This window comes from Nonomuraea indica (assembly GCF_002850745.1).
Classification (GTDB): domain Bacteria; phylum Actinomycetota; class Actinomycetes; order Streptosporangiales; family Streptosporangiaceae; genus Nonomuraea; species Nonomuraea indica.
On the sequence record NZ_KZ559471.1, the window covers coordinates 160,416 to 174,901 of the forward strand.

The window sequence follows — 14,486 nt, forward strand, 5'->3', positions numbered from 1 at the left end:
GCTTTGATGTGCATTGTTCGGCCCGGGGATCAGCACTTGTACGTGAAGGACGCCTTGTCCGTCATGCGGGGGCCGGGCGACAGCACGACGAGCGTGGCCGTGGCCTTGACGGTGCTGCGTCCCTTGAGCCGCCACCGCAGCGGCACCTCGTACGTGGTCCGGTCCGAAGCGGTGCGCAGCGTCTGCCTGACCACCTCGTCGTCCGTGCTCTTGCGCCACTCGTAGGTGACCTCGCCGGGCGCGCCGTTGGTGACGATGGTGCCCTTGACGACCACGGCGCTGTCGCAGCCCTGGGTCTTCTTCGGCGCCTCGACCTCGATCGAGGCGACCGTCAGTGCCGGGGTGTCGCCGAGCTTGAACCAGGCCAGGATCGCTCCGGCGACGACGACCGCGAGGACCGCCGCCGACACGACCGTCCGGCGGCGGCGCGCGCGGCCCGCCCGGTCGCGGATCGTGCCGGCCCGCTGAAGCGTCTCCGCCTCCGCCCTCCCCTCCCGCCAGATCCGCTCCGCGGTGGTCTCCTGCGTCCCCTGCCGCGTCCCGACGCCCGGCCCGAACCGCACCGGCCCCGAGCCCCCGCCGTTCCCCGCCCCGCCGCCGGCGCCGCCACCCATCGCGCCACCAGTCCCGCCGCCCGTCCCGCCGCCGGAGGAGCCGCCTGTCCCGCCACCGCCGTACGGTCCGCCGGGTGCGCCGCCCGTCCCGCTGCCCGGCACGTGGAGGAGCGTCACGATGTCGCCCTCGTCGCGGGGGACCACGCCGTAGGCGGGCGGCCTCTCGTCCGGGGACTGGCGGGCGAACGCCGACCGGCCGCGCGCGGCCTGGATGAGCCCTTCACGACTGATCACGCCGCCCGGCAGCGCGCCGCGCCCGCCGAGCAGCAGGTCCCGGGCGGCGGCCAGACCGTAGCCGGTCGCCGTCGCCGCCGCCCGCTCCACCAGCTCCACGACTCCCGGCCCACCGGACGCGCCACCCGCACCAGCGAACGCGCCACCCGCACCAGCAGCGAACGCGCCGCTCGCGCCTCCCGCACCGCCGGACGGGCCTCCCGCACCGCCGGACGGGCCGCCGGACGGGCCGCCGGACGGGCCGCCGGACGGGCCGCCGGACGGGCCTGCTGTGCCGCCGGTGAGTGATGCGGCCAGGCTGCGGGCCAGGGAGGCCCACGCCGCCACGTCGTTGCCGGGTGGTGAGAGGTGGCCGCGGACGGCGTCGGCCAGCCCGCGCTCCGACAGCAGCGCCACCCCGTCGGCCCCGACGACCACGGTCCGCGGGTGCAGCGAGCCGTGCGTGACGCCCGCCGCGTGCAGCGCCAGCAGCGTATGCGCCGTGTCCACCAGCACCGCCACCGCGCCGCCCGCGTCCAGCCGGGCCGCGGCCAGCAGGTCGGCCAGGGTGGGGCTGACCGCCTGGGCGGTGAGCAGCCACACCTGCTCACCGGCCGCGACCACGTCGGCCACCAGTATCAGGCCGCCGGTCCCGCCGGCCACCAGCCGCTGGTCGGCCAGCACGGCCGCCACGACCCGTTCGCGCACGCCGGGCAGCCCGATCACCCGCGGATCGAACAGCAGCGCCCCGGCCCTGCGGCCGTCGGGCGAGATCGCGTCGATCCAGTTGCCCAGCTCGGTGTGCCAGGTGTGCTGGGTGAGCCGGAAGCCGGCGATTCCGTCCCTCGTGTTCTCCATCGCCGTCGCTCCCCGGTGCCGCTAGCGCTTCCTCCGATGCCGCCCTGCCACGCGGCGCTTCACCGCCAGTGTGACGGGCACCGTGCCGGACGTCACCAGCCCGGCCGCGAGCAGCGTGGCCGCGGCCGTCCCGGTGGACTCGGGGACCGGGGTCGCGCCGTCGGACCCGGTCGCCCTGGGCGTGCCCGACCCGCCGTCCCCGCCGCCGTCACCGCTCGTCGGCGTGCCGGCCGTACCCGACGGGGTGGCCGCGGGGGAGGAGGCGGGAGGCGAGGAGGCGGAGGGACGGGCGGTGGTGGGCGAGGCCGACGGGACGGGCGACCGCGTCGCCCGCGTGGTGGGCGGGTCGTCGACCGTGCCGGTGATCTCCGGGTCGGGCGACTCGCTGGGCGTCGGCCTGCCGGTGGACCTGACCGGGGTGGGCGTCGGCCGCCGCGACGGTGACGTCGACGCCTTCGGCGTGGGGCTCTTCGTCGTGGCGACCGGGACGGCGGCCGACGTCGTGGGCCGCGTCACCGGTTCGTCGGACGTCGATGCGGTGGGCGACGCCGTGGGCTCCTCGGTCTCCTCCGGGACGTCGTCGGCCGGTTCGTCGGTGGGTTCGTCAGTGGTGTCGTCGGCGGGTTCGAGCGTCGCGGGCTCGGCCGTGGTCGGCGTCACCTCCGAGCTCTGCGCGCGCAGCGCCGCGTCGTCGTCGAAGGCGTTCACCGCGACCATCGTCACGCCCACCAGCAGGCCGACACAGACCGCACCGATGAGGATCTTCGTGGAGAGCTTGGCGAGCAGCCCGGACGGCTGGTCGAACGTGGTCTCGGCGAGCGAGGTCCGCGTCTCCGCCGGCACGTCCGGCTTGTTGGGGAACAGCAGGGCGAGCAGGCCGGCGAGCCGCGCCAGGCGGCGGCGCCCGCGCTCCTCCCAGTCGGGCCCGTACGCCTCGGCGGCGATCGCCTCCAGTTCGGTGAGGAACGCCTCGGCCGACGGCGGCCGCTCGGCGGCGTTCTTGGCCAGGCCGCGTTCGACCAGGCCACGAAGCGGCTCGGGCACCTCCTCGACCGGAGGCTGCACACTCTGGTGCTGCCGGGCGAGCGCGGCGAGGTTGGACGCCCGGAACGGCCGCGCGCCGGTGAGGCACTCGAAGAACACGACCGTGGCGGCGTAGACGTCTGTGGCGGGCGCCGCGGCGGCTCCCGACCACTGTTCCGGCGCCATGTACGGCGGGGTGCCCGCGGCGCTGCCGCCTTCACCGGTGCGGACGGCGATGCCGAAGTCGACGAGTTTGCTGGCGCCGTCGCCCTGGACGACGACGTTCTCGGGCTTGAAGTCTCGGTGCACCACGCCGATCGCGTGCGCGGCCGCCAGGCCCTTCAGCGAGCCCTTGAGCACGGTCAGCGCGGCCTCCGCCCCGGTGGGCCCCTCCGACCGGAGGATCTGGCGCAGCGAAACCCCGTTGACGAGCTCCATGACGATCGCGGCGCCGGACCCGGTCTCGACGTAGTCGATCAGCCGGGCGTTGTACGGGCTGCGCAGGGTGGCGAGCAGCCGGGCCTCGTGCCGGAACCGGGCGACGAAGCCCACGTCGTACCTGAGCTGGTCGGCCAGGTACTTGACGGCGACCTCGGCGCCGTCGTGGTCACGCCTCGCCAGGACCACCCGGCCGGCGGAACCGCTCCCGAGCTCGCGGACGGCGCTGTACCCAGGGACCTCCCACTGCTCATCACCGTGCATAACGGTCTCCTCTGGAGTCTTCTGGGCCCCCACCCAAAACAAACGCACCGTAGCTTAACCAGAAAGGACCGCTATCCGCCCATTAGTAGATGAATCAGGTTGAAATCGCAGGTCAACGGACTGTGCCGGTTCCCGCCGCCGGGGTCTCCTTCGTACGTCCGTCCTGCGGGCGTGGCTCCGCCGGCTCGCCGTCCCCGGGCTGCTCCTCCGGCGGAGGCTCCGACGGCGGGCAGGCGGCGGTCCGTCCCGATCTCACGGCGGCGCCGTTGCCCGCCGCCGGGTCGGTGACCGCCCGCACCCGCCAGGTCGCGCCGCACGGCACCTCGCCGAACGCGTGAGCGATCGTCCTCGTGTAGGAGGCGCCGCCCGACAGGCTGAGCCGTTCGGTACGCGACAGCTCGCCCACGGTGAACGAGACGGTGAGTCCCACCGGCTGCTCGTTGACCGTGTTCACCACGACGACCGCGGTGGCGGTGCCGGGCTCGGCCATCGCCGCCCGCACGATCGACACGCGCTGGACGCCCGGCGGGCAGCTCACCCGGGTGCGGGCCGTGGCCTGCCGGTCCCCGGCCGTCACCAGCACCGTGAGCGTGGCGCCGCACGGGCGGCTGCGGAAGGCGTGGCCGAGCGACCGGCTGTAGGAGGTGCTGCCGGACAGCGTCGCCTCCCTGGTGGCGACCGTGTCGCCGTTCACCGCGAACCTGGCCCGCACGGGCACCGCCGCCGTGCCGCTGGTCGCCACCCGGATCCGCGCGGTGGCCGACCGGCCCGGCCCGTGGGCCATGGCGAGCGCGACCCGCAGGTTCGTGACCGTGGTGGGGCAGGGCGGCACGGCCAGCGTGGCCGTCCCGGCGCCGCCGGGTGCGGCGGGGGTCGTGGCGACGGTGAGGGTGACCGTCCGGCCGCAGGTCCGCCGGCCGAGGTCGTGGCTGAGGGTGCGGGTGTAGGAGGTGTCGCCGCTCAGGGACGAGCGCTGGGTGTCGACGACGACGCCGCCGACCGCCCACGTGGCGGTGACGGCGATGGGGGCGGTGCCGGTGGCCCGGACGGTGACCGTGGCGGCGGCGACGGCCTCGGCGTTCACCGTGAGGGACCCGACGCCGATGGCGGCCACCGCCGTGCCCGGCGTCGGCGTCGCCGTCGGGGTCAGTGTCGGGGTGGGCGTCGGGGTGGGCGTCGGTGTCGGTGTCGGTGTCGGGGTGGGCGTCGGGGTCCGGGTGGGTGTCGGGGTGGGAGTGGGAGTCCGCGTGGCCGTGCGGGTCGGCGTGGGGGTCGGCGTGGGGCTGCCGGTCCTCGTCGGGGTGCCCGTGGTCGGGCGGATCGTCTGCGGGGTGGTGGGGGAGACGCTCGGCCGAGGAGTGTCCGTCCGCGTCCCGGGCGTCCCCGACGTCCGTGGCGGCGTCGGCTGCGGCGGCGTCGTGCGCGGGCCGCCGGTCTCGGGCCCGCGCGGCTCCGGGCCTTCGGTCTCCGGGCCGCCGGTGCCCGGAACGGACGGCAGGACGCCGGGTGACGGGTCGCCGGTCACGCTGCCGGACGGCGGCGTGACCGGCTCCGGCGAGCCGCTGTCGCCCGGATCGGGCAGAGGGCCCGGGGAGCCGAGCTGGGCCGGGCCCGGCTGCGACGGCGCGGCGGCCACGTCGAAGGACTTCGGCCCCTGCGTCCGCCCGGACAGCACGGCCACCGCGGCGATGGTGACCACGGCGGCCAGCCCCGCGCCCATGCCGAGCCGTACCGCGTGGTTGCGCGCGCCACGCGCCGCCCCACGGAACACCGTCTGCGCCAGCGAGGTGGTCACCTCGGCGGGAGGCGGCTCCGGCGTGGGCAGCAGCATGGCGAGCAGCCCCACGAGCGCGGCCAGCCGCCGCCTGCCGCGCTCCTCCCAGTCGTCGCCGTAGGCGGCCCTGGCCGCCTCCTCCAGCTCGGTCACGAACACCTCGGCGCGGGCGGGCCGGTCGGCCGGGTCCTTGGCCAGGCCGCGCATGAGCAGCTCGCGGACCGCTTCGGGGGCGTCGTGCACCGGGACGGGCGCGTACACGTGCTGGTAGCCGAGCACGCTCGGCTCGGTGGACCGGTAGGGCCGGTGACCGGTCAGGCACTCGAAGAAGACCGCCGTCGCCGCGTACACGTCGGTCGCCGGCGAGGCGGGCGCGCCCGCCCACAGCTCCGGCGCCATGTACGGGGGCGTCCCCGCGGGAGTCGAGGCCGTGCCCTGGCGGACGGCGATGCCGAAGTCGACGAGCTTGCTGACGCCGTCAGGACGGACGATGACGTTCTCGGGCTTGTAGTCGCGGTGCACCAGGCCCGACGCGTGCGCCCTGGCGAGCCCGAGCAGCGAACCCTTGAGCACGACCAGTGCCGCCTCCGGCCCCGTCGTGCCGTTCTCGCGCAGCAGCGCGCGCAGCGAGACGCCGTTGACCAGCTCCATGACGATGGCCGCGCCCTCGGGCTCCTGCACGTACTCCCACAGCGTCGCGATGTGCGGGTCGCGCAGCGTCATCAGCAGGCGGGCCTCCGCCTGGAACCGGTCCAGTGCCTCGGGGTCGTTCAGCAGCCGCGCGGACAGGTACTTGACCGCGACCCTGACACCTGTCTCGTCGTGCACCGCGAGGACGACCCGGCCCCCGGCACCCGCGCCGAGCTGCCTGACCTCGGTGTAACCCGGAGCGCTCCACTCCATGCCTGCCTCCCATCAGGAGTCGGCCCACCTGATGAGACGCGTGATCTAGAGGGAAAGTTTGCCAGGTGGTTCCGGTCTCATGGAACTACCGTCGGCCGCTGATGTGAACAGGTACGTCGATACCTTCTGGGAGCACCGGATCGGGCAGCGGAGCGCCCCACGAGGTCTCCAGCGGCAGCACCCCCGCCCAGACCGGCAGGGCGTAGTCCTCGGGCTCGTCGCTCGGCCCGCCGCGCCGGATCTTGACGGACGCCTCCTCCAGCGACAGGGCCAGGACGGCCGTGGCCGCCAGCTCCTTGCGTGACGGCGGCCGGGCGTGGTCCCACTGGCCGGGGGCGAGCTGCTCGGTCAGCGCCCGCAGTCCCGCGAGCCGTTCCTCCTCGTCCGTCACCAGTCTGGCCCGGCCGTAGACGATGGCCGAGCGGTAGTTCACGGAATGGTGGAAGACCGACCGGGCGAGCACGATCCCGTCCACGTGCGTGACCGTGACGCACACCTCCGTGCCGTCGCCGGCGCGCAGCGAGCGCGCTCCGGTGGAGCCGTGCAGGTAGAGGGTCTCGCCGATGCGGCCGTATCCGGTCGGCACCACCATCGGGTATCCGTCGACCACCACGCCCAGGTGGCAGAACAGGCCGGTGTCGAGCACCTCGTACAGGTCGCTCCGGCCGGTACTGCCGCGCTGCTTCTCGCGACCGAGCGTGGTGCGGGATGTGGTGGAGAGCATGCGTTCGACGCTAGCCGCGAAGTGGACCTATCCTGTAGGGCCACTATCGAGCGCTTCTTGGAGACCACTTTCGTGCGCAGCCTCGTCGATCTGCCCGTAGCCCTGGACCGGGGAGCGGCCACGCCGCTGTCGGCCCAGCTCGCCGACTGGCTGCGGCGGGCCATGCTGGCGGGCACGCTCGCGCCGGGGGAGCGGCTTCCGTCGTCGCGCGGGCTCGCCGCGCAGCTCGGGGTCAGCAGGACCGTGATCACGGAGGCGTTCCAGCAGCTGTACGCCGAGGGGTGGCTGGAGGGGCGCCACGGCTCGGGCACGTTCGTCGCCCCCGCCGAGACGCCCCGCCGCCCCGCCCCGGCGGGCACGACCGGTCTGGGCCCGCCGGGTCGCGCGACGACCGGCCCGGGCGGCGGCTGGGGCGCCGGCCGGGGTGGCGGCGAGGGCGGCCCGAGCGTGCCGGAGCGGGGAGGCGCCGCGCCGGCCGAGGTCCCGGACCCCGCGACCGCGCACGGCGCGTCGGCGATCCCGAACGGCACGGCCTCCGGCGGCCCCCAGCGCAACGCCGTGCTGTCCCCTGGACCCCGGGCCGGCCGGAACGGCATGACCTCCCACGGACCCCAGGTCCGGAACGGCACGGCGTCCCACGGGCCCCAGGCCCGGAACGGCACGGCGTCCGGTGGTTCCCCGGTGGACCTGCGGCCCGGACATCCCTGGGTGCGCGACTACGACGAGCCCGCCTGGCGGCGCGCCTGGCGCAGGGCCGCCGACCTGCCCCCCGGAGGCGACCCGGACCCGTACGGCCTGCCCCACCTCAGGCGACTGCTGGCCGACCACCTGAGGCGCACCAGGGCCGTGACCGTCGGCCCGGAGAACATCCTCGTCACCCGCGGCACCGGCAACGGCCTCGACCTGTGCGCCCTGGCCCTGCTCGCCGGCGGCGGCCGGGCGGGAGTGGAGGAGCCCGGCTACCGGGTGGCCCGCGCGGTGTTCGCGGCCAGGGGCGCCGAGATCGTGCCCTGCCCGGTCGACGAGGACGGCGTGGTCGTCGACGGCCTCCCCGCCGATCTCGGTCTGCTCTACACCACCCCGGCCCACCAGTTCCCGCTCGGCGCGCGCCTGCCGATCCCGCGCCGCGAACGCCTGCTGACTTGGGCGCGTGCCACCGGCGCGATGGTCGTCGAGGACGACTACGACGCCGAGTTCCGCTACGACGTCGCGCCGCTGCCCGCCCTCTTCGGGCTGGACCCGTCGCGCGTCGTGCTGCTCGGCACCCTGTCGAAGACGCTGGCTCCGGACGTGGGGCTCGGCTGGCTGGTCGGCACCGAGGAGCTGGTGCACCGGGTCGCGGTCCTGCGGGACGAGCTGGGCGACCGGACCAGCGGGCCGGTCCAGCAGGCCGTCGCCACCCTGCTGGAGCGCGGCGACCTCGACCGTCACCTGCGCCGCATGCGGCTGGAGTACGCCCGCCGCCGGGCGACGGTCGTCGAGTCGCTGGGCGGCGTGTGCCGGCTGCGCGGCGACACGGCCGGGCTGCACGTCCTCGCCGAGCTCCCGGCGGACGCGGTCGCGCCGCTCGTCGCCGCCGCCCGCGAGGAGGGCGTCCTGCTCGACTCCACCGACCGCCACCACCACGGGCCGACGCGGGTGCACGGCCTCGTCATCGGGTACGGCTCCGCCTCGCTGCCGGAGGTGCGCCGCGGGTGCGCGATCCTCGCCCGGCTCATTGCGCAGCGAACCCGAGCGGCGTTCTAATGTGGTCCCATGACCGTACCCGGCATTGACTGGCCCCGGCTGGCCGCCTGGATGCCCGCGCATGTCCCGAGCGCCGGCGAGCCCCTGCGGGCATCGCTGATCTCCGGCGGGAAGTCGAATCTCACCTACCTCGTGGAGGCGAGCGAGCGGCCCGTCGTGCTGCGCCGCCCGCCGCTCGGTCACGTGCTCCCGACCGCGCACGACATGCGGCGCGAGTGGCGGGTGATCTCCGCCCTGGCGGACACGCCCGTGCCGGTCCCGCCCGCGCTGGCCTTCTGCGCCGACGAGGACGTCATCGGCGCGCCCTTCTACGTGATGGGCCACGTGGCCGGCACCGCCGTACGCGAGAAGGAGGAGCTCGCCGGCCTGCCGCCCGAGCGGGCGCGGCGGCTCGCCGAACGGCTGGCCGAGGTGCTCGCCGCCATCCACGACGTCGACTACCGGCAGGCGGGCCTGGCCGACTTCGGCCGTCCCGAAGGCTATCTGGCCCGCCAGCTCCAGCGCTGGGAGCAGCAGTGGGAGCGGTCGAAGACCGCCGACCTGCCCGAGTACGACCGCCTGGTCGCCCGGCTGCGCGCGCGCATGCCCGCCACGTCCGCGAGCACGCTCGTCCACGGCGACTACCGGCTGGACAACACGCTGGTGCGCCTGACCGGCGAGCGGCCGGAGATCATGGCCGTGGTCGACTGGGAGATGTCCACTCTCGGCGACCCCCTGGCCGACCTCGGCCTCACCCTCACCTACTGGCAGGACCCCGGCGACGACGAGCGCGCCGGCCTGCCGGTCGCGGGCGACGTGACGCTCGCGCCCGGCTTCCTCAGCGCCGCCGAGTTCGCCGCCCACTACGCCAAGGTGTCCGGCCGCGACATCGGCGACCTGGGCTTCTACGTGGCGTTCGGCAACTTCAAGCTCGCGGTGATCGTGGAGGGTATCCACGCCCGGTTCCGGCAGGGTAAGACCGTCGGGGAGGGGTTCGACGGCATCGGCGCCGCCGTCCCCACCCTGATCGCCCGCGCCCACCGCATGCTCGACCAGGAGGCCCCATCATGAGCTCAGTGGCGTTGATCACCGGCGCGGCCAGCGGGATCGGGGCCGCCACGGCCCACCGGCTGGCCGACGGCGGGGCCCGGTGCGTCCTGGTCGACCTCGACCGCGACGCGGTCGAGCGGCTGGCCAAGGAGCTCGGCGGCACGGCGCTGACGGGCGACGTCACCGAGCGCGAGACGTCGGAGCGCGCCGTCGCCCTCGCCCTGGAGACGTACGGGCGGCTCGACCTCGTCCACCTGAACGCCGGCGTGGTCGGCGGCGTGGACCTGGCCGCCTTCGATCCGGAGCGCTACCGCCGCGTCGTCGGGGTGAACGTGGACGGTGTGGTGTTCGGCGTCGAGGCGGCGCTGCCCGCGCTGCGCCGGTCGGGCGGCGGCGCGATCGTGGTGACCGCGTCCCTCGCCGGGCTGGTCGGCTACGACGCCGACCCGATCTACACGATGACCAAGCACGCCGTCGTGGGCCTGGTGCGCGCGCTGGCCCAGCCGCTCGCCGCCGACGGCATCCGGATCGGCGCCGTCTGCCCCGGCTTCACCGACACGCCTCTGGTGTCGGAGATGCGCGAGACGTTCCGCGGGGCGGGATTCCCGCTGCTGACCGCCGAGGACGTGGCCGCCGCCGTCGAGTCGGCCTTCTACGCCGAGGAGCCGGGCGCCGTCCTGGTGGTGCAGCCGGGCAGGTCTCCGGTGCCGTACCGGTTCGCGGGCGTCCCGGGCCCGGCCGGCGGCCAGCGGCCCCCGGCGGAGGTGCGCGGCGGCGGGAGCGGCTGACCCGGGCCACCAGTCCTGGGGCTCGCGGCGCCGGGAGCGGCTGACCCGGGTTACCAGTCCTGGGGCTCGCGGCGGCGGTTGACGCGGGGAACCGGCACGCGGTGCGCGCGCCGGGTCGTCACCAGCGCGCCGAGCGCCGCCGCCGAGGTGAGGGCGGCGAGCGTGATCAGCGTGCGCGACATGGTGAACGTCGCCGTCAGGAAGTAGAGCTCGCTGACGATCATGCCGAGGCCGATGCTGATGGCCAGCGCCAGCGCCCCGCTCTCCATGGCGTCGCCGGTGTGGTCACGCCGCCCGAGCAGCGGGCGGACCAGGCCGATCACGGCCGCCCCCGGGCACACCAGCAGGAACACGATCGTCGTGACCACCCGCAGGGCCGAGCCCGGCGCGGCCTGGGTCACCAGCACCGCGAGCCAGCCCGAGGCGGCCAGCAGCAGCAGCGACACCCGGGAGAAGGTCATTTTTTCCTCGCAGGTTGCAGCTCGTAGACGACTCCGCCGGGGCTGCTCAGCACCAGCGTGAACCGGCCGCTCGCCTCCACCTCGCGCTTGAGCCGGTCGATGGTGCCCTTCGGCAGGATGCCCGCCGTCTCCGTCGCCGGCCGCTGCGCCCGGTTGAGCACCAGGTAGGCCTTGGCCCCCGGCGGGATCTTCGACATGAGGCTGATGAGCGACGGCGTCGGCTTCTTCACGAACTCGGACAGGGTCGGCACGTACGCCGGCAGGTTGGGCACCGCCGTGCGCGACGGGGGCAGCTCGTCCAGCCAGAGCTGGGCGAACTTGTCGTAGTCGTCGTAGGCGCCCGGCAGGTAGAACGTGGGCGCCACGATCAGGGAGTTGTCGGGCGCGATCCGGTGGAGCTGCTTGACCAGCCGCACCTCGTCCAGCGTGAAGTAGTTGCTCTGCTCCTTGCCGTAGTTGCCGAAGAAGAAGCCCGCGACCATGAGCAGCAGCACGAGCGGAAGGACCGTCACCCTGACCCACGTGCGGCGGTTGGGCAGGAACACCGACGCCGCCAGGAACGCCGTGAGCGGCAGCGTGAACAGGTAGACCCGGAAGATGATCTCCCCGCCGTAGCTGCCGGCCGCCAGGAACACCAGCGGGCTGAGCCCGATCATCAGCAGCGGCAGGCCGGGGCGGCGCAGCCACCGCCTGCGCAGCACGGCTCCGGCGATGGCCAGCAGCCACAGCCCGCCCGACAGCGCCCGGTCGGCGTAGGCCACGATCACCTGGCCCGGGGCGACGTCGCCGAGCGCGACGAGACCCGCGTTGAGGTTGGACCGGGCGTCGCCCAGCGACTCGATGATGTAGTTGAGCTTGCTCTCCAGCAGGCTCCACGCCACGATGACCGCCCACCCGCCGGCCAGCGCGGTGCTCAGCAGCAGGATGCCGAAGTTGCGGTATCTGCGCAGCACGAACAGGAAGGCCAGCGTGGACACCAGCATGAGCGGTGTGAGCTGGTGGGAGGAGGCGATGGCCGCGATCGGGACGACCAGCAGCAGCGTCCACGTCAGCCGGGTGTAGGTCGAGGTCATGGGCGGCGGCTCGGCGGCCAGCCCGTCGGGGTCGTCACCGGCGCGGATCGGGCCCCGCCGGAACCGCCGCACCACCACCGCCAGCACGATGAGGTACAGCGCCAGCGTGGTGGCCTGCGGCGAGAAGTAGTCCTGGCCGACCCACGAGCACGAGAAGTAGACCCAGATCGCGCCCCAGATGAGCTGCCGGTCCCGGGTCACCGTACGGAACAGCAGCAGCAGCGGCAGCAGCGTGGCCACGTTGAAGGCCAGCGGCCCCCACTTGGCGATGTCGATCGCGTTGTCCAGGCCGGCCGCCTCGGTCATCAGCGCGAAGAACGAGAAGAAGCCGGGCCACTGGTGGTAGGCCGACAGCGGCCCCGTGCCGGGGTCGGTCGCCCCGTGCCGGATCAGGTAGTCGATGACCGACACGTGTTTCCACGCCCACGAGTAGCGCAGCGTGGGATACAGGAGGCTCGGGGTGGCGTGCAGCACCGCGATGAGGATCAGCACGTAGCCGGCATGCCACAGCTCCAGCGCGTGCCGGTCGCCGAGCAGCGCGACGAACCCGATCACCATGAGCGCTATCGCCACCCAGAAGGTGGCCGGTAGCACGGTCAGCAACCCCAGGTCGGTCATCTCGTCGAGGTTGACCGAGCGCAGCGACAGCCCCCACAGGATGGTGGAGACCGGCAGCGCGGTCCGCGCGACGAACCACGTCAGGTTGCTGGCCTGCGGGATGTGGTCGGTACGGGTGGAGTCGAGGCGGCCGCTCAGGTAGCCGAAGAGCGTGGCGACCATGGCCATCAGCCGGGTCAGCAGCGCCTGCCACGGCTTGACGTTGTTGGGGCCGGTCAGCGTGATCGCGTGGAACGCCGTCCGCGGCAACGACGCCTTCACCTGGGCCAGGTGGGTGCTCAGCTCCCTGCGGCCCCGGTCGCGCTGGGGCACCGCGGCCAGTGACCTGCCCTCGGCGACGCAGCGGGCCAGCACGTAGGCGCGGGTGGCGCGCCGGGCCGAGATGCCGGACCGGACGTTGGCCGACGGCTCATAGAGGACCTTGCCGTTCGGGTGCAGGCCGCGCAGCCGGTGCCACAGCTCGGCCTTGACGCCGCCGGGCGGCTCCGCCAGCACGTGACCGGCCTGGTGGTCGAGGTCCTCGGGGAACCCGCCGACCTCGGTCAGCGCCTCGCGCCGGAACGCCAGGCCCGCGCCGTACAGGTCGGACAGCGGCTCGCCCTCGTCAGGAGAGCCCGTGCACGAGTCGCCCATGAGCCATGTCAGCTCCTCGGGGAACCACGTGGGCCGCCCCGACACCCAGCGCAGCGTCAGGTTGCTCCGGACGGCCAGCACCTGGCGGTCGGCGAACGCCGCCAGCAGGGCGGCCGACCAGTCGGGCTCGGCCGCGGTCTCGTCGTCGTGGAAGGCCACCACGTCGCCGGTGGCCGTCGACAGGCCGAGGTTGCGGGCCGCGGCCACGCCCCGGTGGCCCTCGTTGTGCAGCACGACGACCCCGTCGAGCGCGGACCGGGCCAGCTCCGCCAGCTCGGGGCAGTGGTCGACGACCACGATGATCTGCTCGGGGGGCGCCTGCTGGGCGCGCAGGGAGGCGAGCGTGACCCGCAGGTTGTGCCAGGCGGCCACCTCGCCGGTGACGATGACCACCGAGAGGGTGGGCGTCTTCGGAGGGGAGGAAGGGAGGTCGCCGGGTGCCGCGGGCTTCTCCCGGACGGCGATCCTGGGGATGGGCCGGGTGTAGGTGGCGTCGTCCTCCTCGCCCGCCACGTCCGCTGCCGCCACGTCCTCGGTGGCGTCGGCCGGCGAGTCCAGCGTGGCGTCCACCGGGGCGTCCACCGGGGCGTCCACCGGGGCGTCCACCGGGGCGTCCGCTGGGGAGTCGATCGTGGGGTCCGCCGGGGCGTCCGGCTTGGGGTCCGCCGGGGCTTCGGTCCTCGTGCCCGCCGTGACGCCGGCCGCCGTGTCCGCCGCCGCGTCGGAGGCGCCGTCCGGGGCCCCACCCGAGGGGCCGTCCGAGACGTGGCCGGGTGCGGTGTCCGGGGTCGTGTCCTGTGTGGTCTTCGAGGCCTTGTCCACGAGCTTCTGGACGTCCGTTAACGCCCACACCTGGGTGGCGGTCACGTCCTCGTCGGCTTCGCCCCCGTCACCGTCGTCACCGTCGGCGGCGTCGGGAACGGTCCGAACGGGCAGCGGCCGGCCGGGAAGCGTACGGTCGTCGTCGAGGTCGTCCGGAGAGTCGGATCCGGCTCCCGGGGACCCGGTGTCGGCGGATCCGGCGTCGGGTCCGGCGTCCGAGGACTCCGTGTCGGCGGGCCCGGTGTCGGCGGGCCCGGTGTCGGCGGGCCCGGTGTCGTCGTGGGAAGCGGGTCGGGGGCGGGGGCGGAGCACCTGGATCGTCTCCGAGCCGTCGCCGTCCTCGGCGGCCGGCGGCCCGCCGGGCTGGGAGAGGGGGCCGCGCGGTAGCCGGATGGCCCTGGTGGCCGAGTCGTCGGTCACCTCGTCGGTGTTCCTGCCCTCCACCGGATTACCTTTCGCTGGCGTGGCCCTGCGTCCTGACTGCCTGTGACTTTACTCGGTATCG

Annotated in this window: 9 protein-coding genes; 3 read left to right on the forward strand and 6 right to left on the reverse strand. The window is 74.6% G+C overall.

The genetic code is table 11. The features are described from left to right. Positions 1-29 precede the first annotated feature (29 nt). From CXR44_RS17535 to CXR44_RS17555, 4 genes are all read right to left on the reverse strand, one after another. Positions 30-1,685, reverse strand: a complete 1,656-nt coding sequence (locus CXR44_RS17535) for a protein kinase family protein (RefSeq protein WP_101787140.1) — start codon at positions 1,683-1,685, stop codon at positions 30-32. Positions 1,686-1,706: 21 nt separating this feature from the next. Further along, on the reverse strand, positions 1,707-3,410 hold the full coding sequence (locus CXR44_RS17540) for a serine/threonine-protein kinase (RefSeq protein WP_101787141.1): 1,704 nt from the start codon (positions 3,408-3,410) through the stop codon (positions 1,707-1,709). Positions 3,411-3,522: 112 nt separating this feature from the next. Then, on the reverse strand, positions 3,523-6,087 hold the full coding sequence (locus CXR44_RS40165) for a protein kinase domain-containing protein (protein ID WP_219601860.1): 2,565 nt from the start codon (positions 6,085-6,087) through the stop codon (positions 3,523-3,525). Positions 6,088-6,172: 85 nt separating this feature from the next. Continuing rightward, a complete protein-coding gene (locus CXR44_RS17555) occupies positions 6,173-6,811 on the reverse strand; it encodes a pyridoxamine 5'-phosphate oxidase family protein (protein WP_101787142.1) in 639 nt (212 codons plus the stop codon). 126 nt (positions 6,812-6,937) lie between these two features. Between CXR44_RS17555 and CXR44_RS17565 the strand changes: the two genes are divergently transcribed. Genes CXR44_RS17565 through CXR44_RS17575 form a run of 3 tightly spaced genes read left to right on the forward strand, consistent with a single transcriptional unit; the run spans position 6,938 to position 10,374 of the window. Then, entirely contained in the window at positions 6,938-8,557 is a 1,620-nt protein-coding gene (locus CXR44_RS17565; RefSeq protein WP_425437433.1) for an aminotransferase-like domain-containing protein, read from the forward strand. Positions 8,558-8,566: 9 nt separating this feature from the next. Then, positions 8,567-9,607, forward strand: a complete 1,041-nt coding sequence (locus tag CXR44_RS17570) for a phosphotransferase family protein (RefSeq protein ID WP_101787143.1) — start codon at positions 8,567-8,569, stop codon at positions 9,605-9,607. Next, positions 9,604-10,374 carry an SDR family oxidoreductase gene (locus tag CXR44_RS17575; protein ID WP_101787144.1) on the forward strand — a complete coding sequence of 257 codons (771 nt, stop codon included), beginning with the start codon at positions 9,604-9,606 and terminating at the stop codon, positions 10,372-10,374. Before CXR44_RS17570 ends, CXR44_RS17575 begins: the two co-directional genes overlap by 4 nt. Before the next feature lie 50 nt (positions 10,375-10,424). Here CXR44_RS17575 and CXR44_RS17580 read toward each other — a convergent pair whose 3' ends face one another. Together CXR44_RS17580 and CXR44_RS17585 are read right to left on the reverse strand one after the other, a co-directional pair. Continuing rightward, positions 10,425-10,835: a hypothetical protein gene (locus CXR44_RS17580; protein ID WP_101787145.1), complete on the reverse strand. Its 411-nt coding sequence runs from the start codon at positions 10,833-10,835 to the stop codon at positions 10,425-10,427. Continuing rightward, entirely contained in the window at positions 10,832-14,425 is a 3,594-nt protein-coding gene (locus CXR44_RS17585; protein WP_101787146.1) for a glycosyltransferase family 2 protein, read from the reverse strand. Before CXR44_RS17585 ends, CXR44_RS17580 begins: the two co-directional genes overlap by 4 nt. Positions 14,426-14,486: the final 61 nt, after the last annotated feature.